Annotated in this window: 16 protein-coding genes; 9 read left to right on the top strand and 7 right to left on the bottom strand. The window is 75.1% G+C overall.

Annotated features, from left to right (window positions below; all coding sequences use genetic code 11):
• Positions 1–22: 22 nt before the first annotated feature.
• Positions 23–952: a GNAT family N-acetyltransferase gene (locus OYE22_RS05115; RefSeq protein WP_277319291.1), complete on the bottom strand. Its 930-nt coding sequence runs from the start codon at positions 950–952 to the stop codon at positions 23–25.
• A gap of 352 nt (positions 953–1,304) precedes the next feature.
• On the opposite strand from OYE22_RS05115, the gene asnB reads away from it, so the two are divergent.
• Both asnB and OYE22_RS05105 read left to right on the top strand, forming a co-directional pair.
• A complete protein-coding gene (gene asnB, locus OYE22_RS05110) occupies positions 1,305–3,158 on the top strand; it encodes an asparagine synthase (glutamine-hydrolyzing) (protein WP_277319290.1) in 1,854 nt (617 codons plus the stop codon).
• An 86-nt stretch (positions 3,159–3,244) separates the two neighbouring features.
• The gene (locus OYE22_RS05105; RefSeq protein WP_277319289.1) at positions 3,245–3,622 is read left to right on the top strand and encodes a GntR family transcriptional regulator; all 378 of its coding nucleotides are present in this window, start codon (positions 3,245–3,247) and stop codon (positions 3,620–3,622) included.
• A gap of 48 nt (positions 3,623–3,670) precedes the next feature.
• On the opposite strand, the gene OYE22_RS05100 is transcribed toward OYE22_RS05105, so the two are convergent.
• The 3 genes from OYE22_RS05100 to OYE22_RS05090 form a co-directional block, all read right to left on the bottom strand.
• Complete coding sequence (locus OYE22_RS05100; RefSeq protein ID WP_277323985.1) at positions 3,671–4,762, bottom strand: DUF5925 domain-containing protein; 1,092 nt, start codon at positions 4,760–4,762, stop codon at positions 3,671–3,673.
• A gap of 280 nt (positions 4,763–5,042) precedes the next feature.
• Positions 5,043–5,657 carry a hypothetical protein gene (locus OYE22_RS05095; RefSeq protein ID WP_277319288.1) on the bottom strand — a complete coding sequence of 205 codons (615 nt, stop codon included), beginning with the start codon at positions 5,655–5,657 and terminating at the stop codon, positions 5,043–5,045.
• Between the two features lie 265 nt (positions 5,658–5,922).
• Positions 5,923–7,164 carry a S8 family peptidase gene (locus OYE22_RS05090; RefSeq protein WP_277319287.1) on the bottom strand — a complete coding sequence of 414 codons (1,242 nt, stop codon included), beginning with the start codon at positions 7,162–7,164 and terminating at the stop codon, positions 5,923–5,925.
• Between the two features lie 331 nt (positions 7,165–7,495).
• Between OYE22_RS05090 and OYE22_RS05085 the strand changes: the two genes are divergently transcribed.
• Together OYE22_RS05085 and OYE22_RS05080 are read left to right on the top strand one after the other, a co-directional pair.
• Positions 7,496–8,314 carry an SGNH/GDSL hydrolase family protein gene (locus tag OYE22_RS05085; protein WP_277319286.1) on the top strand — a complete coding sequence of 273 codons (819 nt, stop codon included), beginning with the start codon at positions 7,496–7,498 and terminating at the stop codon, positions 8,312–8,314.
• Positions 8,315–8,593: 279 nt separating this feature from the next.
• Positions 8,594–8,857 (top strand): hypothetical protein, encoded by a 264-nt coding sequence (locus OYE22_RS05080; RefSeq protein ID WP_176164798.1) that lies wholly within the window; start codon positions 8,594–8,596, stop codon positions 8,855–8,857.
• A 360-nt stretch (positions 8,858–9,217) separates the two neighbouring features.
• On the opposite strand, the gene OYE22_RS05075 is transcribed toward OYE22_RS05080, so the two are convergent.
• From OYE22_RS05075 to hmgA, 3 genes are all read right to left on the bottom strand, one after another.
• The gene (locus tag OYE22_RS05075) at positions 9,218–10,483 is read right to left on the bottom strand and encodes a type ISP restriction/modification enzyme (protein ID WP_277323984.1); all 1,266 of its coding nucleotides are present in this window, start codon (positions 10,481–10,483) and stop codon (positions 9,218–9,220) included.
• Between the two features lie 204 nt (positions 10,484–10,687).
• Entirely contained in the window at positions 10,688–11,437 is a 750-nt protein-coding gene (locus tag OYE22_RS05070; RefSeq protein ID WP_277319285.1) for a GntR family transcriptional regulator, read from the bottom strand.
• 12 nt (positions 11,438–11,449) lie between these two features.
• Complete coding sequence (hmgA, locus tag OYE22_RS05065; protein ID WP_277319284.1) at positions 11,450–12,793, bottom strand: homogentisate 1,2-dioxygenase; 1,344 nt, start codon at positions 12,791–12,793, stop codon at positions 11,450–11,452.
• A 408-nt stretch (positions 12,794–13,201) separates the two neighbouring features.
• On the opposite strand from hmgA, the gene OYE22_RS05060 reads away from it, so the two are divergent.
• The 5 genes from OYE22_RS05060 (at position 13,202) to OYE22_RS05040 (ending at position 20,314) form a co-directional block, all read left to right on the top strand.
• The gene (locus OYE22_RS05060) at positions 13,202–14,770 is read left to right on the top strand and encodes a citrate:proton symporter (RefSeq protein ID WP_277319283.1); all 1,569 of its coding nucleotides are present in this window, start codon (positions 13,202–13,204) and stop codon (positions 14,768–14,770) included.
• A 3-nt stretch (positions 14,771–14,773) separates the two neighbouring features.
• Positions 14,774–16,168: an MFS transporter gene (locus OYE22_RS05055; protein ID WP_277319282.1), complete on the top strand. Its 1,395-nt coding sequence runs from the start codon at positions 14,774–14,776 to the stop codon at positions 16,166–16,168.
• Between the two features lie 280 nt (positions 16,169–16,448).
• A complete protein-coding gene (locus OYE22_RS05050) occupies positions 16,449–17,351 on the top strand; it encodes a hypothetical protein (RefSeq protein ID WP_277319281.1) in 903 nt (300 codons plus the stop codon).
• A 123-nt stretch (positions 17,352–17,474) separates the two neighbouring features.
• Positions 17,475–18,386 (top strand): class F sortase, encoded by a 912-nt coding sequence (locus OYE22_RS05045; protein ID WP_277319280.1) that lies wholly within the window; start codon positions 17,475–17,477, stop codon positions 18,384–18,386.
• A gap of 509 nt (positions 18,387–18,895) precedes the next feature.
• Entirely contained in the window at positions 18,896–20,314 is a 1,419-nt protein-coding gene (locus tag OYE22_RS05040) for an aldehyde dehydrogenase family protein (RefSeq protein WP_277319279.1), read from the top strand.
• Positions 20,315–20,754 lie beyond the last annotated feature (440 nt).

The raw sequence follows: 20,754 nt of genomic DNA, 5'->3' as shown, positions 1-20,754 counted from the left end.
CCGCCGGGCGGGCCGGACCGGGTCAGACCAGTGACCGGAAGACCCGGCGTTCCCCCTGGGCCGGCTCGTAGCCGAAACGGCGGTTGATGGCCAGCATGGGCTGGTTGTCGGCGTCGTTGCTGGTGAAGGCGGTGGTGAAGCCGGCGGCCCGGGCGCGGTGCAGTGAGGCGGTCTTGACCAGCGTGGCCAGGCCCCGGCCCCGGTAGCCGCGGCGGGTGCCGGTCATGCCGGACTGGTAGCGGTCGCGGCGGTCGGTGTGGGCGACCGTGTACGCGGCTATCGCGCCGTCGACCAGGGCCGCCATGGACAGGTCGCGGTCCAGCGCCGGGTGGTCCCAGTACATGGCGCGCCACCGGGCCAGGTCCGGGGCGACCCCGGCGAGGTCGCCCGGCTCGTCGGCGGTGGCCTCCACGTCCGCCTCGTGGAACTCGGCGACGCGGTCCACCAGCTCCGCGACCGTGCGCAGCTCCACGCCGGCCGGCAGGGCCCCGGCTTCCGGCAGGGGCGGAAGCTTGGTGGTGGTGAGGTCGAGCCGTTGGAAGACGGAGCCACGGCTGAGCTGGTAGCCCCGGCGTTCGGCGAACCCCAGGCAGTGCGGCTCGTCCAGCGCCCACACGTAGAGCGACGTCGCACCCTCGGCCGCCAGATAGCGTTCGGCCTCGGCCAGCATCGCGGTGCCCACGCCGCGCCCGCGCGCGTCCGGGTGCACCGAGGGGTTGCTGAACGACCGGCCGGGCTCGTCGGCGTCGGGGGCCAGGCCGGTGTGGGCGGTGGCGACGATCCGGCCGTCCCACTCGCCGACCAGCAGCCGGTACCGCTGCGCGGCCGGGGCGTGAGCCACCTGCCACGCCACCGTTTCGGGCGTGTTCACCATGAAGGGGATGGCGGCGCGGCGTACTTCGGCCACGGCCTCGGCGTCTTCGGGCCGAAAGTCTCGAACGATCACAGTCATGGGGCAGCACGGTACGGGTCCGCGCGGCCCGTCGCCCCCGCATTTCCGCGGGGTCGCGCTGTGGTCGCCGCTTGGTGGCCGTGCGGCCCCCGGGGCGCCGGTGGCCCGGGTGGGTGGCGGTAGGCCCAGGTCGCGGTGGGCGCGAGGGGCGAGCGGGGCGCTACTGGCCAATTTCCATGCTCTCTGCAACCTTATGTGTGGTGGATGCACCTATCTGGGCGTACGGTGACGCCGCGACCTCCGCCGCCCGCCGCCCGCCGGCCGGGCACCGTGCCGGAGCGCCGCACCGACGGGGGCAGCGCCGCGCCCGGGCCCACCCGGGGCGCGGCCGACCGAAGGAGGCACCGCGCCCGTGTGCGGAATCACCGGATGGATCTCCTACGACCGTGACCTGAGCCGTGAACGCACCACCCTCGACGCCATGACGCGGACCATGGCCTGCCGCGGCCCCGACGCCGCCGGCACCTGGCTCGACGCGCACGCCGCGCTCGGCCACCGCCGGCTCGCCGTCATCGACCCGCCCGGCGGCGCCCAGCCCATGACCGTCGCCGCGGACGGCGCCACCCGCCTGGTCCTCACCTACAGCGGCGAGGTCTACAACTACCGTGAGCTGCGCGCCGAGTTGCGCTCGCGCGGCCACGCCTTCCGTACCGACAGCGACACCGAGGTCGTGCTGCGCGCCTACCTGGAGTGGGGCGCCGGCTTCGCCGAGCGGCTGAACGGGATGTACGCCTTCGCCCTGTGGGACCCGCGCGAGCGGGAACTGCTCCTGGTCCGCGACCGGATGGGCGTCAAGCCGCTCTACTACCAGCCGACCGCCGACGGCGTGCTCTTCGGTTCCGAGCCCAAGGCCATCCTCGCCCACCCGGGCGTGCGCGCCGCCGTGGACGCCGAGGGCCTGGCCGAACTGGTCTCCTTCACCAAGACCCCGGCCCACGCCGTCTACCGCGGCATGTGCGAGGTGCGGCCGGGCCACACGGTGCGGGTGCGCCGATCCGGGCTCACCACGCACCGCTACTGGACGCTCGCCGCCGACGACCACACCGACGACCTGGCCACCACGGTGGAACGGGTGCGCGAACTGCTCGATGACATCGTTGCCCGGCAGCTCGTCGCCGACGTCCCGCTGTGCACCCTGCTCTCCGGCGGACTCGACTCCTCGGCCATCACGGCCCTGGCCGCCCGTGGCCTGGCCGCCTCCGGCCAGGGCCCGGTGCGGTCCTTCGCGGTCGACTTCACCGGGCACACCGAGCACTTCCGGGCCGGTGACCTGCGCCCCACGCCGGACGGCCCGTACGCGCACGCGCTGGCCGCGCACGTCGGCGCCGACCACCGCGACATCGTCCTGGACACCGCCGCCCTGACGGACCCGGGCCACCGCGCCGCCGTGCTGCGCGCCCGGGACCTCCCCGACGGCTTCGGCGACGCCGACACCTCGCTGTACCTGCTGTTCAAGGCCGTACGCGAACAGTCGACGGTCGCCCTCTCCGGCGAGTCGGCCGACGAGGTCTTCGGCGGCTACCGCTGGTTCCACGACCCGCGCACCGTGCACGCCGACACCTTCCCCTGGATGGTCGACGACCTCGCCTCGCACTTCTCCAGCGGATCGGCCGCACCGCGCACCGCCCTCCTCGACCACGGCCTGCTCGGCAAGCTCGACCTGCCCGGATACTGCCGCGCCCGGTACCGCGAGGCACTGGCCGAAGTGCCCCGGCACGACGGCGACAACGACACTGAACGACGCCTGCGCGAGGTCTCCTACCTGCACCTGACCCGCTTCGTGCAACTCCTCCTCGACCGCAAGGACCGCACCAGCATGGCCGTCGGCCTTGAGGTGCGCGTGCCGTTCTGCGACCACCGCCTGGTCTCCTACGTCTTCAACACCCCCTGGGCGATGAAGACCTTCGACGGCCGGGAGAAGTCGCTGCTGCGCGCCGCCACCCGGGACGTCCTGCCGCGGGCCGTCATCGACCGCGTCAAGAGCCCCTACCCCGCCACCCAGGACCCGCGCTACGCCACCGCGCTCCGCGAGGAACTACGCCGCCTGGCGGCCGACCGCGACGCGCCCGTCCGCCCCCTCCTGGACGAGGCCGCCCTGGTCGAGGCCGTGGCCGACCCCACCGGGGACCGGCTGCGGGCCAGCACCGAACTCGCGCTCGGCCTCGACGCGTGGCTGCGGCGTTACGACGTCGCGCTGGAACTGTGACCCGGGCACGGTGGCCCGTGCACGGGCCACCGACGGGCCCTGGCGACAATGGGGCGTTGGCCCCCATCCCGTCAGGAGCACACCTCGTGACCTTGTTCATCATCGTCGAGCCCGCCAGCAGCACCGCGCCCTTCGAGCAGGTGCGGGCCCAAGTGGCCGAGCAGGCCAGGAGTGGCGCGCTGCCCGTCGGCTACAAGCTGCCGACGGTCCGCGGCCTCGCGTACGAACTCGGCCTTGCGGCGAACACGGTGGCCAAGGCGTACCGCGCCCTGGAAGCGGACGGCGTGATCGAGACCCGGGGCCGGCACGGCTCGTTCATCGCCGCGGCCGGGGAGGCCGCCGAACGCGAACTGGCCAGCGCCGCCGAGACGTACGCCCGCCGCGCCCGCCACCTGGGCCTGGACCAGAAGACGGCGCGGGTGGCGGTGACCGACGCGCTGCGCGCCGCCTACTGCGACGACTGAGCGCCACCCGCCGGGTCCACCGGGCCAGGCCCCGTCCCTACCAGCCCCTCACAGGTACAGGCCCGCGTCGGAACCGGGCGCGGGGGCCGGCACGGAGGCCGGGGCGGTGCCGCGACGCAGGGCGAACAGCTCGGCCAGCGTCGAACCGTCCCGGCCCACCCCCTCCTCGGTGCCCAGCCAGTTCACCGCCTCCGGGCGGGTCAGCGCGCCCACCTCGATCCGGGCCAGACAGCGCCCGGGGCGCACCACGGCCGGGTGCAGCCGCTCCAGGTCCTCGTTGGTCGTGACGCCCACGAGCACGTTGCGGCCCTGGCCGAGCAGCCCGTCGGTCAGGTTCAGCAGCCGGGACAGCGCCTGCCCCGCGGTGTGCCGGGCCTCGCCGCGGATCAACTCGTCGCAGTCCTCGAGCAGCAGCAGTCGCCAGCGCCCGCCGGCCGTTCCGTCGTCCTCGCCGATGGCGATGTCCATCAGATAGCCGACGTCGTTGAACAGCCGCTCCGGGTCGAGCACGCAGTCCACCTGGCACCAGTCCCGCCACGCCCGGGCCAGGGTGCGCAGCGCGGAGGTCTTGCCGGTGCCCGGCGGGCCGTGCAGCAACAGCAGCCGCCCGGCGATGTCGTCCGGGGTGACCTTCATCAACTGGTCCATGGCCGTGGCCACCGGGGCCGTGTAGTTGGCGCGGATCTCCGGCCAGGTGCCCGCCGAGATCTGCCGCGTGGTGCGGTACGGGCCGCGTCGCGGAGAGACGTACCAGAACCCCATCGTGACGTTCTCCGGCTGCGGCTCCGGCTCGTCCTCGGCGTCCTCGACCGACTGCCGCAGCACCTTCTCGGCCAACTCCTCGGCCACCGCCGTCACGGTCACGTCGGCGCCCCGGTTCCACCGCGAGACCAGCAGCGTCCAGCCGTCACCCTCCGCGAGGGTGGCGCTGCGGTCGTCGTCGCGGGCCGAGCGCAGCACCCGGGCGCCCGGCGGCAGCAGGGTCAGCCCCGACTTGACCCGGTCCACGGAGTGGCTGCGCGCGAAGGGCTGCTCGCCGGTCGCGAACCGGCCCAGGAACAGGGCGTCCACCACGTCCGACGGCGAGTCGCTGTCGTCGACGTTCAGTCGGATCGGCAGCGCCAGCTCGGTCGGCGTCATGCCCGGCTCGCGCGGGCCGGCCCCCTTCGCGGGGCCACCGGTCGAGCCGGGCGCCGCGGCCCCGCCCGCGGCGAGCCGGTCGGCCTTCTTCTGCTTCGGTGGCCTGGGCGCACCGTGGGGAGGGTTCGGGCTGGTGGGGCTGGTCGGCAGGGTCTGCCTCCGGGAATCGTGCTGGTGGTCGGCGCACATGCGGCCATGATCCGTCACCCGCGCCGCGCGCGCACGCGATTACGCAACTCCCGCGCGCTGCCGGCACCGGTGGGGCCAGGCCGAGCCCGGGTCAGGCTCCACGCCGCCAGCCGGCCACGCGGCACCGGAGGCGCCGGGCGCGGGCCAGCAGGAAGAGGAGGAGGCTCAGCAGGCCGACGACGACCACCCCACCGCGCGCGGACCAGGTCTGGAGCGCGAGCATGACGTGGGCCACCACGAGGTCGAGCCCCACCGCGCCGATCACGGCCAGCACCGGTCGGCTCAGCGGGTCGACACCGCGCAGCGCCGCCGCGATGGCGGACGCGGGCGCCACGACGAGGAAGAAGAGCGTGAAGGGCGCGCGCAGCGACGACGCGATGTCCGCGAAGGCGAGCACCGCGCCCACGCCGCCGATGCCGAGGACCGCTCCGGCGACCAGCGGGAGGGACGCCGGCGCCGGCCACCCCTCCCGCTCGTGCTCGTGCCCGTGCTCGGCGACGCCGTCCCGCGCGCTCTCTGGCGCGGCGCTGTCCTCCGCGTCCCGCGACGCCTGCCGCGGCACCTTGCGCGGTGCGTGCCCTGGCGCGGGTAGCGGTGCGCGCCGCGCCGCGCGCGGTGGTTCGGTCACCGCCGCGTGCGCGTCGCGGTCGTGCGCGACGTGCTCGGGCCCGCTGTCCGTGGCGTTCTGTGCTGTCAGTCTCTGCATTGGCGACTTAGCCCCCCGAAGCGCCGGATGCCGGCCTCAATGTCGCGCAGTGTACGGATGCCCGTCAAGGCGGGCTAAGCCTCCCGAACGCGCCACGCCCGTGCGTCCGTTCACCCGCCCCGGCGAGGTCACCACGCGCACGCGCCCCGCGCGCCCCGTCCGTCACCCGGGCGGGGTATCGGGGCTCCCGCGCCCCGGCCGGCGCGGGCCCGGCACGGGAGGGTCGCGCCGGCGTGCGCGGGGTGGCCCGGCGTGCGCGGGGTGGTTACGACACGACCCGCAGCAGCTTGTTGGGCGTTCCCGGGCCGGGGTTGAGCACCACGCCGTTGGTCGCCCCGTCCAGCACCGCCCTGGTGACCTGGGCCGGGCTCGCGGTCGGGTGCAGGGCACCGTAGACGGCGGCGGCGCCCGCGACGTGCGGGGTGGCCATCGAGGAGCCGGACAGCGTGTTGGTGGCGTCGTCGCCGGTGTGCCAGGCGCCGGTGATGCCCACGCCCGGCGCGAACAGGTCGACCGCCGAGCCGTGGTTGGAGGACCTGGCCGCGTTGTCCGTCCTGTCGACGGAGCCCACCGTGAGCGCCTCGGTGACGCGGGCCGGGGAGAAGTTCTGCGCGGGCGAGGCGGAGTTGCCGGCTGCCACGGCGTAGGTGACCCCGCTCTTGATCGAGTTGCGTACAGCGGTGTCCAGGGCGGTGTTGGGGCTGCCGCCCAGCGACAGGTTGGCCACCGAGGGGCCGCTGTGGTTCCGGGTGACCCAGTCGATGCCCGCGATCACGCCCGAGACCGAGCCGGAGCCCTGGTCGTCGAGCACGCGGACGGCCACCACCCTGGCCTTCTTGGCGACCCCGTGCGCGGTGCCCGCGACGGTGGAGGCCACGTGGGTGCCGTGCCCGTTGCCGTCCTGGGCGACGTCGTCCTTCTCGACGGCGTCGTAGCCGTTGACCGCCCGGCCACCGAAGTCGCGGTGGCTGATCCGGACGCCGGTGTCCACGACGTACACCGTGGCCCCGCCGCCCGCACTGTCCGGATACGTGTACTTCTGGTCGAGCGGGAGCGCGGGTTGGTCGATCCGGTCCAGCCCCCAGGAGGGTGGATTGTGCTGAGTGGCCGTCGCCCGAACGACGGAATCCCGCACGACGGACGCCACCGCGGGATCGGCCGCCAGCCGCCGTGCGGCCGCCTCCGGCAGCCGTACGGCGTACCCGTTCAGGACCGCCGTGTAGACGTGGCGCACCGTGCCGCCGTAGCGGGCGACCAGCGCCGCGCCGTCGGCGGATGTGGCGGCGACGCCGGGGCGCAGCGTGACGACGTAACTGCCGCGCAGGGCGTCGGGGTTGTCGGCGCCCAGCACGGTGCCGCCGCCGCTGCCCGGCGCGTTGGGCGCGGTGACCTGGGGCGCGGCGTGGGCGGGCAGGGCGACGGCGAGGGTGGCGACGGCGGCCAGGGCCGTGGTGCGCGCCGCTGCCAGGGGTGTGCGAGGTCTGCGGGGCGTGCGGGATTGTGCCATCGCGAGGGTCCTCCTCATCGGTGGCGCGTCGGTGGGGCACGCGCGTTGTGGGAGCGCGCACACGGGGCGTGCGCGCGTGCCGGGCGGGACTGCGCGTCCGGCCAGAGTGAATATCTCCCTCCCCTTCGGTGCCGAACAAGACCCCTGACGACATGACATATTCATGCCATGCGGCCGTAATTCGGCGGCGGAACGGGGTAGAAACCTTGCGCAGCACACGTCCCCCCTGCGCGAATCAGGTGGGCCCCAACGGCGTACCGGTTTCCTGGCCACTCCGCGGGCGCCTGTCTACGCGCGTCCATGGCAGCAACCCTGTCCAAGGAGGCCCCCCATGAGACTCACCCGGCTCGTGTCCGCCGCGTCCGCCGCGGTCCTCACCGCGACCCTCGCCCTCACCGGCGCCCAGGTGGCGCAGGCGGCCGACACCTCGGTCGGCGCCCAGGCCGCCGGCGACTACGTGGCCCTCGGCGACTCCTACTCCTCCGGTGTCGGCGCCGGCGACTACGACAGCGGCAGCGGTGACTGCAAGCGCAGCAACCGCGCCTACCCCAAGCTGTGGGCCGCCAAGAACGCGCCCGCCAGCTTCCACTTCACCGCCTGTTCCGGGGCCGTCACCGGTGACGTCCTGAACAAGCAGCTCGGCCCGGTCAACTCCGGCACCGACCTGGTCAGCATCACCATCGGCGGCAACGACGCCGGCTTCGTCGACGTCATGACCACCTGCGTGCTCCAGTCCGAGAGCAACTGCGTGAACCGCGTCAACACCGCCCGCGCGTACGTCGAGAAGACGCTGCCCGGCAAGCTCGACGCGGTGTACTCGGCCATCAAGAGCAAGGCCCCCAGGGCCCGCGTCGTCGTGCTCGGCTACCCGCGCTTCTACAAGCTCAACGGCACCTGCGTCGTCGGCCTCACGGAGAAGGAGCGGTCCGCCATCAACGGCGCGGCCGACCTGCTCAACTCGATCACCGCCAAGCGCGCGGCCGACCACGGCTTCGGGTACGGCGACATCGCGGCCCGCTTCACCGGCCACGAGATCTGCTCGGGCGACGCGTGGCTGCACAGCGTGACCTTCCCGATCGGCGACTCCTACCACCCGAAGGCCGCCGGTCAGTCGGGTGGCTACCTGCCCGCCCTCAGCTCGGCCATCTGACCCGGCGACCCAGCCGGTCCCGGTCAGGCACGCCTTCTCCCCACTGACCCGCACCGGCGGGGAGAAGGCGCCGACGGGCGGGCGTACGGCGGATTGGTGTGCGGGCGCGTGGGTGGCCCAGAGCGCGCCAATCAGCCGTACGAACGCGCCACGCTGGGAAAACGTCTGTCAACCTCCTTGACGCCACCGTGAATCCGAGGTGTGGGATGCATGGGTGACGGCAGGGGGAGGTAGGGTTACTCTGCCCGGGGCGGGTGCCTACGACGGGTGGGGAGTGTCATGGAGCAGATAGCAATGCGAAGCAGGCCACGAGTGCCTGCGATCAACTGTGGGAGCGGCGCGTCCAGTGCGCGTCTCGACCGCCACCTCGCGGTGCTCGGCGGCCCAGCGGTGCCGCAGCGCGAGGCGGAGGGCGCCACGGTGCTGATGCAGGAGTTGACCGCGCGCGACCACGCACGCACGAAGAAGAGCCGGGGTGCCCGGGTGTCGCTGTTCGCGCCACTGCGGCGACTGCGGCGTTCGCTGTTCGGCAGCAGAGGCTGACCGACCGGACGCTGTGCCCGTTCGACAGACGAGACTCCTTCACCCCCGCTCGTTCCCGATCGAATCGGTCCGGCCTGGACACACGACCAGGCCGGACAGGCGCCCCGTAGCCGCCACGGTGTGAGCGGCCCGGCCAGTCCCGCCGTCGCCCCGCCCGGTGACCCGCTCAGGCCATCCGCGTCGCCTCCCTCGCCCGCGCCCCGCCGCGCGGGTCGGCCGATCCGCCGGCCCCGCGCTGTGGCAGCCGTGCCGCGAGGCGTGTGCCTCCGCCAGGCGGCCCTGTGCGCGCCAGACGGCCCGTTGTACCCGGCGGCCCGCCCCCGGCGTACCGGGTGCCGGCGCCGCCGGCTCGAAGCGGCCTCACAACAGCGCGAACTGTCCCTCCGGGCCTTCCTCGTGGTGGTCCAGGACCGACGCGGGCCGTCGGGCGGCCTCCGGAACCGGCAGCACGCCCGCCTCGGTCAGCTCGCCCACCGCGATCAGCGGACCGTCGGCCAGCTCCTTACGCAGTTGCCCGGTCGGCTCGCGCAGCTCGGCCAGCAAGGTGAGGACCGTGATCAGCTCCAGCAGGTCCGACGTCCACTCCTGGGGCCAGTCGCGCGGCCCGATGGCGTCCAGGGTGCCGGCCGGGCCGGGCGTGGCGCGCCGCTCGAACCAGCTCTCCAACACCCGCACCCCGCCGCTGTGGTACTCCCACGCGGCATAGGCCACCGGCGAGATCCGGCCGTTCCCCAGGCGGAGCGCGCGCTCCTCGGGGTCGTAGCCCAGCGCGTCAGGGGCGAGTCGGCCCGTGAGCGCGGCCCGCACGTACGGACGCTGACCGCCCGGCAGCCGGGGCCGGCCCCCGGCCCCGGCGGCTGCTCCCGGCGCCCCGGCCGCCGGGCCGCCGCGGGCGCCTCGGGTGTGGAGCCAGACCCGGCGTCGGCCGAGCGCGACACCCGCCTCCCAGAGTTCGGGCGAGGCGGTCAGCGGCACGACCGTCGCGCCCCCCGGCCCGCGCCGCGCGACGGCGGCGATCCAGGCGAACAGGTCGTCGGCCGCGACCTCGCGCCCGAGCCGGCGGGCCAGGTGGGCGAGGAGTCCCGGGGCGACGTTGGGTTCGCGGGCGCCGGGGCGGCGGTAGAGCGGGCGGATGCGGCCAGGTCGGCCGGCGGGGGAGTGCCCGTCGGGGAGGAGCGCGGCGAAGGAGAGCTCGGCCTCCGTCGGGGGCGGGCCCGGCGGCGTCGCGCGCGTGCCGCGCTGGCCGGCGCGGGGCGGCGCCTCGCGGGCCGGTTCGAGCAGGTGGATCTGGTGCTCGTCGGCCACCCGCCACAGCTCGGGCCTGGCCGCGTCGATCAGCCGGTGATCGGGGATCAGCCACTGCTGGTCGTAAGGGCCGTGGGCGATCCGCACCGGCTGTGGGCAGCGGCCCCGCTCGCGGGCGAACCTGGTGGTGGCGCCGGGCTGGCCGGGGAGCTGGGCGACGGCGGTGTGCGGCGTACGGGCCCGGGTGGGGTGGAACAGGGCCGTGCGGTCGGCCTCGTCGTCGGTGCGCAGCAGCCGGTCCCAGCGGGCCGTGAGCGAGGCGGCGTCGGGGGCCAGTACCCAGGACCGGCCGAGTCGCAGCGGCGCCACGGACCACGGCATCACGTCCGCCAGCTCCGGCGCCCCGCCCCCACCGGCGTCCGTTACCGCCACGGCAGCCCTCCCCGACGTCTGTGCCTCCAGCATGGTAGCCATGCCCGGCGCGGGCCCGGGTCTGCGCCGGCGCGCGGCCGAGCCGCCGCGCCGGCGGTGGGCGCGCTCGCGCGCGGAGGCGCGGCGCGGGGCCTCACGCGGGGTGGCGGTGGCTCAGTGGGCGTCCAGGGTGACCGTGAAGGAGAAACGGTCACCCCGGTAGCGGATGCGGGCCACGTCCACGATCTCGCCGTCCTCGTCGTAGGTCAGCCCCGTGTAGTGCAGGATCGGGCTCAGCAGCGGCACGTTCAGGAGCCCCGCCGTCTCCGGGTCGGCGAGGCGGGCTTCGACCGTGTCCGTGATGCGGCTGATGCGCACCCCGACCGCGTCCCGCAACACCTTGGTCATGGGCCAGCGGGTCAGGTCGTCGAGGTCGATCTTCTCGGCGATGTCGGGCCGGATCAGGTTGTGCGCCCAGTTGGTCGGTTCACCGCTCTCCTCCTCGCAGCGCAGCCTGCGGTAGGCCACCGCCTCGGTGCGGCCCGGGAAGTGCTCGGCGAGGTCGGCCGGGATCGGTTCGGTGCCGTGGCCCAGCAGCGTGGTGCGCTCACCCGACTGCTGGGCCACTATCGCGTCCACCGAACCGAGCAGCCGCACCGGGGCACCGCGCCGCGCGCTAGGCTCGATGAACGTGCCGCGCCGCCGGTGCCGGCTGATCAGCCCCTCCGCCTCCAACTCCTTGAGCGCCTGCCGCATGGTGAGGACGCTGACCCCGTAGTGCTCGGCCAACCGGTCCTCGGTGGGCAGGCGCAGCGGCTCCTCCGGGCGGCGGCCCAGTATGGAGGCGCGCAACGACTGCGACACCTGGTACCAGAGCGGCAGCTTGCGGTTCAGGGCGAGCGAGTCGGGAGCGAAGGTGGTCACGTTGGCTCCGTACTACGACGACCGGAAATGGCGCTCCAGACCCTGCCACACATCGTCATAACCGCTCTGCAGGTGGTCGGCTTCGATCGCCTGCGGGGTGGTGATGACCGGCCAGCGGGTCTCGAACATGAAGGCCAGGCCGTTGTCGATCTTCTGCGGCAGGAGTTCGGCCGCGCTCGCCCGGTCGAAGGTCGTCCGGTCGGGCCCGTGCGCCGACATCATGTTGTGCAGCGAGCCGCCGCCGGGCACGAAGCCGCCCTTGCCCGCCTTCTTCGCGTCGTAGGCGCCCTCGATCAGGCCCATGTACTCGCTCATCACGTTGCGGTGGAAGTACGGCGGCCGGAAGGTGTCCTCGCCCACCAGCCAGCGCGGCGCGAAGACCACGAAGTCCACGCCCGCCAGGCCGGGGGTGTCCGAGGGCGAGGTGAGCACCGTGAAGATGGACGGGTCGGGGTGGTCGTAGCTGATCGAGCCGATGACGTTGAAGCGGTGCAGGTCGTAGACGTACGGCACGTGGTTGCCGTGCCAGGCGACGACGTCGAGCGGGGAGTGGTCGTACGTCGCGGCCCACAGGTTGCCGCAGAACTTGTTGACCACCTCGGTGGGCGCCTCGCGCTCCTCGTACGCGGCCACCGGGGCCCGGAAGTCGCGCGGGTTGGCCAGGCCGTTGGCGCCGATCGGGCCGAGGTCGGGCAGGACGAAGGGCTGGCCGTAGTTCTCGCAGACGTAGCCGCGCGCGCTCGCGTCGAGGAGTTCGACGCGGAACCGCACGCCGCGCGGGATGAGCGCCACCTCGCCCGGCTCGGCGCGCAGCAGTCCGAACTCCGTGCGCAGCAGCAGCCCGCCGCTCTCGGGCACGATCAGCAACTCGCCGTCGGAGTCGCTGAAGACCCGGTCGGTCATCGAGGCGTTGGCGGCGTAGAGGTGGATGGCCATGCCGGTGCGCTGGGCGGCGTCGCCGTTGCCACCGAGCGTCCACAGGCCGGCGATGAAGTCGGTGCCGGCGGCCGGCTCCGGCATCGGGTCCCAGCGCAGCCGGTTGGGGTCGGGCACCTGCTCGGGGCCGGCGAACGGGGCGCCGCGCAGCGCGCCGTTGTCGATCCGGGTGAACGGCGGGTGCGCCGCCGACGGGCTGATGCGGTAGAGCCAGGAGCGGCGGTTGTTGCGCCGGGGCTCGGTGAAGGCGCTGCCGCTGAGTTGCTCCGCGTACAGGCCGAGCGGGGCGCGCTGGGGCGAGTTGCGGCCGTGCGGCAGCGCCCCGGGCACCGCCTCGCTGCTGTGTTCGTTACCGAAGCCGGAGCTGTACGCCAGCCCCTCGGCGACCTTCCTCGCTTGCTCGTTGTCCGTGCCGCTCATCGCGTGCTCCCACCATCGAGATCCACCATCGAAGAATTCCTATGCTTGACCATAGGAATGACGGGGTGCGGCGTCAATGCACCGGCCCCGCCCGGCACGTCGCCCCGCGTGCGACCCGATGCCTAACCGCTCCCGCGCTCCCTCGACCAGTGCCGCGCCGCCGCCCTCCCCATGCCGCGCCCCGCGCCGAGTGCGGGTGAGCGGTGGGGGCGGTGGTGCCCGGCGTGTCCGACGTGTCGTCTGGGGTGTGGTGACTCCGCCACACGCGGCTGACCTGGTGTTTTGCGCGTATTGCTCGCACGTCAAGGCCTTGTTAACGCAAAGTTGCCGCGCCTAACGTCGCCTCACCGCCCTTCCGGCGGCGCTGCCCGCCCCTCGGCGGCGTTCGAAGGCGAACGTGAGGTACCCATGCTGACCATCCTCGGATTTGTCATGATCGCCACCTTCCTGGTGCTGATCATGATGAAGAAGATGTCCCCGCTGGCGGCGCTGGTGCTCGTTCCGGCGCTGTTCTGCGTCCTGGTAGGGAAGGGCGCGCACCTGGGCGAGTACGTGCTCGACGGGATAGGCGACCTGGCGCCCACGGCGGCCATGCTCATGTTCGCCATCATCTACTTCGGGGTCATGATCGACGTCGGGCTCTTCGACCCGATCGTCCGGCTCATCCTGCGGTTCTGCAAGGCCGATCCGGTGCGGATCGTGGTCGGCACCGCCGTGCTGGCCGCCGTGGTCTCGCTCGACGGCGACGGGTCCACCACCTTCATGATCACCGTGTCGGCGATGCTGCCGCTCTACCGGCGGCTGAAGATGAGCGTGCTCGTCATGACCTGCGTCGCGGCCACCGCCAACGGCGTGATGAACACCGTGCCCTGGGGCGGCCCCACCGCCCGCGCCGCCACCGCCCTCGAACTGGACGCGGGCGAGATCTTCGTACCGATGATCCCGGCGCTCGCGGTCGGCCTGCTCTTCGTCTTCTTCCTCGCGTACGTGCTCGGCCGGCGCGAGCGCGGGCGGCTCGGCCTGCTCACCCTCGACGAGGATGACGCGCCGGCGCGGGAGGTGGCCCCGGGCGCGCGGGCGGACGAACCGGTGTTCGCCGCGGTCGGCGGCGCCGACGCACCCACCGTCGCGGTGGCCGCCGCGGGCGGGCCCGGGCGCGTACCGCTGACGAAGGGCCGCTTCCCGACGGGCGGCGGGACAGGGCAGGGCCCGGCCGACCAGCCCGGCGCGGGCGACGCGGAGGCCCGACCCGACGGCCCGGCCACCGCGTGCACCGCGCCCCCCGCGTCCACCACGGCGAGCGACGCCGGCGCCGACACCGGCGCCGCCGACGACCCGCAGACCCTGGACCCGAACCGGCCGACGCTGCGCCCGAAGCTGTACTGGTTCAACGCCGCCCTCACCGCGACCCTGCTCACCCTGCTGATCCTGCAGACCCTGCCGATACCGGTGCTCTTCCTGCTGGGCGCGGCGGTCGCGCTCACCGTCAACTTCCCGCACATGCCCGACCAGAAGGCGCGCATCGCCGCGCACTCGGAGAACGTGCTCAACGTCTCCGGCATGGTCTTCGCCGCGGCCGTGTTCACCGGCGTCCTCACCGGCACCGGCATGGTCGAGCACATGGCCCGCTGGCTGGTGGACGGCGTACCCGACGGGCTCGGACCGCACATGGCCGTGGTCACCGGCGTGCTGAGCATCCCGCTCACGTACTTCATGTCCAACGACGGCTTCTACTTCGGCATCGTGCCCATCCTGGCCGAGGCCGGCGCCGCGCACGGCGTCTCGCCCACGGAGATCGCCCGCGCCTCCCTCGTCGGCCAGGCCCTGCACATGTCGAGCCCGTTGGTGCCCGCCGTCTACGTGCTGGTCGGCATGGCCAAGGTGGAGTTCGGCGACCACACCCGCTTCACCGTGAAGTGGGCGGCGCTCACCGCCCTGGTGGTGCTGGGCGCCAGTCTGGCGTTCGGCATCATCTGAGGCATGACGGGGACGACGGGGAAGACGGGGACGAGGCCCGGTAGGGGCTGGCTGCTGCGCTTGGTCATCGCCTTCGCGTTCGCGCAGGGGGCGGTGAGCATGGCCAGGCCGGCCGTCTCCTACCGGGCCCTCGCGCTGGGCGCGGACGCCCGCGCGGTGGGGATCATCGCCGGCGTGTACGCGCTGCTGCCGCTGTTCGCCGCCGTACCGCTGGGCCGCCGCACCGACCACGGCCGCGCCGCCCCGCTGCTGCCCGTGGGCGTCGTACTCATCGCGGGGGGCTGCGCGCTCAGCGGGCAGGCCGGTTCGCTGTCGGCGATGGCGCTGTGGAGCGGCGTCATGGGCCTCGGGCACCTGGCGTTCGTGATCGGCGCGCAGTCCATCGTGGCCCGCCGCAGCGCCGCCGCCGACCAGGACCGCAACTTCGGCCACTTCACCATCGGCGCCTCGCTCGGCCAACTCGTGGGACCGATCGCCGCCGGGCTGCTGGTCTCGGCGCAGGGCGACCAGTTGGCCCGCACCAGCGCCACGGCGCTGCTCACCTCGGCGGCGGTGGCGCTGTGCTCGTTCGCCGGCCTGTGGCGCGTCGAGAGCGCCGGCGGGAGCACCGGCGGAGGCTCGGGCGAGCGCGCCGGCGCGCGGGGCGCGCGGCCGGCGGCGCGCGAGGCGGGCGAGGCGGGCGAACGGCCGGCCGGGCCGTCCGTGTCCGTCTGGGGCATCATGCGCTCGCGCGGCGTGGCCTCCGGCATCTTCATCAGCCTCGCCGTGCTCTCCACGACCGACGTCCTCACCGCTTACCTGCCCGTGCTCGGTGAGCACCGTGGCATCGCCCCGGCCACCGTCGGGCTGCTGCTCAGCCTGCGGGCCGCGGCCACCATCGCCTGCCGACTGGTGATGACGCCGATGATCCGACTGGTCGGCCGCACCGCGCTGATGGCCGGGAGTTGCCTGCTGGCGGCGGTGCTGTGCGCGAGCGTCGCGCTGCCGCTGCCGGTGTGGGGCCTGGCGACAGCGCTGGCCCTGCTCGGGTTCGCGCTCGGCGTGGGGCAGCCGCTGTCGATGACCACGGTGGTGCGGGCCGCGCCCGACGGCGCGCGCAGCACCGCACTCGCGCTGCGGCTGACCGGCAACCGGTTCGGCCAGGCCGCCGCGCCGGCCGCCGCCGGCGCCCTGGCCGGCCTCGCCGGCACGGCGGCGCCGTTCGCGCTGCTCGGCCTGTTGCTGCTCGGCTCGGCGGTGGTCGCCGGACGCGACCTGCGGCACGGGGGCGACGCGGCCTCGCGCACGGCGGCCCGGGGCGCACCGCGCGACGCCGCGTCGGGCCACCCGCCGACGCCGGACCTCGCCCCCGGGCCAGAACCGCGCGGCGGCGAGGCCACCACCCGCCGGCGACCCTGACCGCCGCGCCTCGCGGAGCGACCGGCCCGCGCGTCCGGGGGTCAACCCTGACCGGCGGGCTCGCCGCGCTCGCCCGGCCCCGCCTCGCCCGTCCGCCTCCCGTACGGCCCGCGCGGGCCGTACGGGCAGTGGGGGTTGGGCCGGCTGGGGGGTAGGGGCGGGCGTTCGGGCGGCGGTCGTTTCGTCGCGTCGTGCACGTGACACGTAGTCAGGCAAACGACTGATTCGTATGAAACGTATGACCGGTCGGACGAAACGTCCCGGTGTGAAGGAGACCCACATGGCCGCCCCGGTACCGCTCCGTCTCGCCGGCGCTCGCGCCGCCGTGGTCGTCGTGGCCGCGCTGGCCACCGGCGCCGTCGCCGCGCCGGAGGCGCCCGCCGCCGAGGCGCCGGGCGCGGACATCCGCATCCACGACGTGGACACACCCGTGCGGGACCCCCGGGACGAGCGCACGGTCTGCGCCTTCTACCTCGTCGCCGCCGACGTCCCCGACTCGCGGGAGCTGCCCTGGCGGATCGCGCCGCGCCCGAACCCCCGCGAGCTGCCCGGCATCGACGGCACCATCCTCATCGAGGCCGGCCGGGGCCACACCGGCCCGTACACCCTCCCCAGCGGCGGCTACGAACTCACCTGGAACGGCGCGGGGGAGGAGTGGGACGAGGACCGGCGCAAGGCGTTCACGGTCGCGTGTCCCCCGGGCGACCAGGGGCAACCCCCGACCAACGACCCCCCGACCAACGATCCGCCGCCCGCCGCCGACGAGACGCGGGGCGACGCCCCGGACGGCCGGCGGGAACCGGCCACGGGGCGAGAGGGCCCGGCCGTGGCCGACGAGGACTGGCTCACCGACACGATGTGGAGCGCGGGCGCGTCGGACCGGAACCGGACGGACCGGCGGCAGGGGCGCGGTGCCGTGCCGGCTGCCGCCGGCCGGCCCGAGGCCGAGGCGCCGTCCGCACCCCGAGAGGCGCGTGCCGAGCGGGCGTCCGTGGATCCGGACGCCGTGCCGGCCGCGGACGGGCGGCAGCCACGGGGCGCCGTGGCGGCGGGTGGCGGTGGCGAGGCCGACGCGGGGGCGGCGCCACCCGGCGTGGGTACGGCGCTGGCCGTCGGCGCGGTCGCGGTGGTGGGCCTTGTGGGGGGCCGCCGCGCCCGCCGTCGCTCGCGGCGCCTCGCCTAGGACGCCATGAGGCCAGGCAGTGGCACACCGCCGCGCCCCGCGCCGTCGCGCCCCGAGGCGGCGCGTCCACGGCCCGGTGGCGCCGGGTGCTGTCGCTGCCGCCGTGGGGCGCCGCGTCGGCGCATGAGCCGCGCCCGTCGGCGTCGCCTGGCGGTGACGCTGAGTGCGGCCGTGTGCCTGCTGGTTGGTGGTGTGTTCTGGGCGCCGGGCCCCGCGTCGTCGCCGGGGGACCGGGCGCACCCGCCCGAACTGTCCGCCTGGGCGGCGGGCGCGGCGGCCATGTGGCTCGTCGCCGAGGGCGACGTGGCCGCTCCCCGGGCCACGGGGTCGCGGGCCGCCGGCCCGGCAGCGGATGGGCTCGCGGACGGCGCTCGGCGCGCGGGCGGTACGGGGCGGCCGGGCGCGGCCGGCACCGGCGCGGCCGGCGCGGCGCGCGACTCCGGTGGGCGCGCGGCGGCTCCCGGTGCGCCCGGCGCGCGGCCTCCCGCCGGCGAGCGCCCGGGTGGCGCGGCGCGCGGGCCGGCGCGGGCTACCCGGCCGCTCGTGCCGCGCGCCCCCATCTCCCGGGCCCGGCCCAGCACCGTGACCATCCCCGCGCTGCGCCTCGACGCCCCGGTCGTCGGCCTCGGCCTGGACCGGCACGGCCGCCTGACGACGCCGGCGGTCGACGCCCCGCGCGTGGCGGGCTGGTACGAGCGGGGGCCGAGCCCCGGCGAGCGCGGCACCGCGATCATCGTCGGCCACCGCGACACCCGCCGCGGCCCGGCCGTCTTCCTCGAACTGCCCACGCTGCGCCGGGGCGACCTCATCGAGGTGGCCCGCCACGACGGCAGGACGGCCGTGTTCACGGTGGACGCGGTGCGCGCCTACCCGCGCTCCGACTTCCCCGACCACGCGGTCTACGGCGACGCGGGCCGCCCCGAACTGCGGCTGCTGACCTGCGGCGGCCCCTTCGAGCCCGGCCGTGGCTACCGCTCCAACGTCGTCGTCTTCGCCCATCTGTACGACGTGCGGGACGCGGCACGAGCGCGCTGACCGTACGGGCACGGCCGGGCGCCCCCGGGCCCAGCGCATCCCTGCCCGTGCGCCCCGGGCCCGGCACACCCCTGCCCGCGCGCCCCCGGGCCCGGCGCACCCTTGCGCGCCCGCGCCCCCAGCGGCGCGCCCCGGACACCCCACGCGCGCGTGGCGCGGCTGTAAACCGCCGCCGGGCGCGGGCGAGCGGCTCGGCGGGGTGGTGCGACGCGCCGGCCGTCGGGCACCGTGGAGGCGACGGACGACGGGCCCCACCGGCCCACCGTGCGTGGCGTGCGGTCGTCGGCACCAGACGTCGACGGGGCCAAGGGGCCGCTCCCGTACACCGGTTGGCGCCGACGGGAGGTAGGTCGGGTGCGCCGCGTGGTGAGGGCGGGGCGACGTGTGCGGCCCGGGAGGGAGCGGCACGCGTGATCGAGGGCACGCGGCGGCCCCTGGCGTCCGAAAACTACCGTCGCTAGTTTGGTGGGGTACGACGGGCCTAAGCGGTGCGCTGGAGGGCGAACGACGTGAAGTCGCATGACGAGATGTACATCGACGGCGCCTGGCGGCCCGCGACCGGCACGGACTCGATCGAGGTGGTGAACCCGGCGGACGAGCAGGTCATCGCCACCGTGCCGGCCGGCACGGCGCTCGACGTGGACACCGCCGTACGGGCCGCGCGCGCCGCCCTGCCGGGCTGGGCCGCCGTTCCGCCGGCCGAGCGCGGCACCTATCTGGCGGCCCTGCGCGACGGGCTCGCCGCCCGCCGCGACGAGATCGCCGAGACCGTGGTGGCCGAACTCGGCTCCCCCGTCGGCTTCGCACAGGCCGTCCACGCCGGCCTGCCGATCGCCGTCGCCGACAGCTATGCCGAGTTGGCGAAGACGTACGCGTTCGAGGAGCGGATCGGCAACTCCACGGTGTTCCACGAGCCGGTGGGCGTCGTCGGCGCGATCACGCCGTGGAACTACCCGCTGCACCAGATCGTCGCCAAGGTCGCCCCCGCGCTTGCCGCCGGCTGCACCGTCGTCGTCAAGCCCGCCGAGAACACCCCGCTGGTGGCCCAGCTCTTCGCCGAGGTGGTGGCCGGCGCGGAGCTGCCCGCCGGCGTCTTCAACCTGGTCACCGGCCTCGGCCCGGTCGCCGGCCAGGCGCTGGCCGAGCACCCGGGCGTGGGCCTGGTCTCCTTCACCGGCTCCACCGCCGTCGGCCGGCGCATCGGCGCGAGCGCCGGGGCGGCCGTCAAGCGGGTCGCCCTCGAACTCGGCGGCAAGTCGGCCAACATCGTCCTGCCCGGCGCCGACCTGACCCGGGCGGTGAAGGTCGGTGTGGCCAACGTGATGGCCAACGCCGGCCAGACCTGTAGCGCCTGGACCCGGTTGCTGGTCCACGCCGACCAGTACGCGGAGGCCGTCGAACTGGCCGCCGCTGCCGCCGCGAAGTACGTGCCGGGCGACCCGCGCGACGCCGAGACCCGGCTCGGGCCCGTGGTCAGCGCCGCGCAGCGGGACCGGGTCCGCGGCTACATCGACCGCGGCGTCGCCGAGGGCGCCCGCCTGGTGGCCGGCGGCCCCACGGCCCCGGAGGGCCTGGAGCGCGGGTACTACCTGCGCCCCACCGTGTTCGCCGACGTCACGCCGGAGATGACCATCGCCCAGGAGGAGATCTTCGGCCCGGTCCTCTCCATCCTGCGGTACGCCGACGTCGACGAGGCCGTACGGATCGCCAACGACTCGGCGTACGGGCTGGCCGGCGCGGTGTGGGCGGCCGACGAGGCCGAGGCGGTGGCCGTCGCGCGCCGCCTGGAGACCGGCCAGGTGGACATCAACGGGGGCCGCTTCAACCCGCTCGCCCCCTTCGGCGGCTACAAGAACTCCGGCGTCGGGCGCGAACTCGGCGTGCACGGCCTGACCGAGTACCTCCAGACCAAGTCGCTCCAGCTCTGACGCCTCGCCGCCCCAGCACGCCCGGCGCCGCACTCCGACGGCGGCGCCGGGCCAGGCCGTCCGACCCCGCAGCCCGCCGCCTCGTACAGGCCGCCGCCCGTATCGCCCGCTGGCCCGCGCGTCTCGTCCCGCCTCCTCCCGGCGCCCGACGGCCCGGCGCCGCCCCGTCCCGTACGCCTGCCCGTACGCCCGCCCCGCCCCGTCCCCCCGCCCGCGCGCGCCGCGTACGCCCGACCGCCCACCCGCCCCCCGGGCCGGCCGCCCGCCCACCGCGGGCGCGCCCGCACCGCAGCGCATCGGACATAACCGAACCGGACCGTCCGGTACGGCCGGGCGCACGCTGTGCTCGGCCGCTCCGTCGCCGTACGATCCGCACCGTCGTGTTGCTCGAACCGGCGTGCGCACCCGCGTACGCCGGAGCACCCCGTCCGTCCGCCCAC

The sequence above is a fragment of the Streptomyces sp. 71268 genome (assembly GCF_029392895.1).
GTDB lineage: Bacteria > Actinomycetota > Actinomycetes > Streptomycetales > Streptomycetaceae > Streptomyces.
Note: the sequence above shows the minus strand (reverse complement) of the source record. Positions and strands in the feature narration are given on the sequence as shown.

Bases quoted from the DNA above. Each gene is read 5' to 3' on its own strand.
- OYE22_RS05085 (WP_277319286.1), top strand. From the start codon at position 7,496: ATGAGACTCACCCGGCTCGTGTCCGCCGCGTCCGCCGCGGTCCTCACC.
- OYE22_RS05055 (WP_277319282.1), top strand. From the start codon at position 14,774: ATGACGGGGACGACGGGGAAGACGGGGACGAGGCCCGGTAGGGGCTGG.
- OYE22_RS05075 (WP_277323984.1), bottom strand. From the start codon at position 10,483: ATGCCGTGGTCCGTGGCGCCGCTGCGACTCGGCCGGTCCTGGGTACTG.
- hmgA (WP_277319284.1), bottom strand. From the start codon at position 12,793: ATGAGCGGCACGGACAACGAGCAAGCGAGGAAGGTCGCCGAGGGGCTG.
- OYE22_RS05045 (WP_277319280.1), top strand. From the start codon at position 17,475: ATGAGCCGCGCCCGTCGGCGTCGCCTGGCGGTGACGCTGAGTGCGGCC.
- OYE22_RS05060 (WP_277319283.1), top strand. From the start codon at position 13,202: ATGCTGACCATCCTCGGATTTGTCATGATCGCCACCTTCCTGGTGCTG.
- OYE22_RS05080 (WP_176164798.1), top strand. From the start codon at position 8,594: ATGGAGCAGATAGCAATGCGAAGCAGGCCACGAGTGCCTGCGATCAAC.
- OYE22_RS05100 (WP_277323985.1), bottom strand. From the start codon at position 4,762: ATGACGCCGACCGAGCTGGCGCTGCCGATCCGACTGAACGTCGACGAC.
- OYE22_RS05090 (WP_277319287.1), bottom strand. From the start codon at position 7,164: ATGGCACAATCCCGCACGCCCCGCAGACCTCGCACACCCCTGGCAGCG.
- OYE22_RS05115 (WP_277319291.1), bottom strand. From the start codon at position 952: ATGACTGTGATCGTTCGAGACTTTCGGCCCGAAGACGCCGAGGCCGTG.
- OYE22_RS05050 (WP_277319281.1), top strand. From the start codon at position 16,449: ATGGCCGCCCCGGTACCGCTCCGTCTCGCCGGCGCTCGCGCCGCCGTG.
- OYE22_RS05095 (WP_277319288.1), bottom strand. From the start codon at position 5,657: ATGCAGAGACTGACAGCACAGAACGCCACGGACAGCGGGCCCGAGCAC.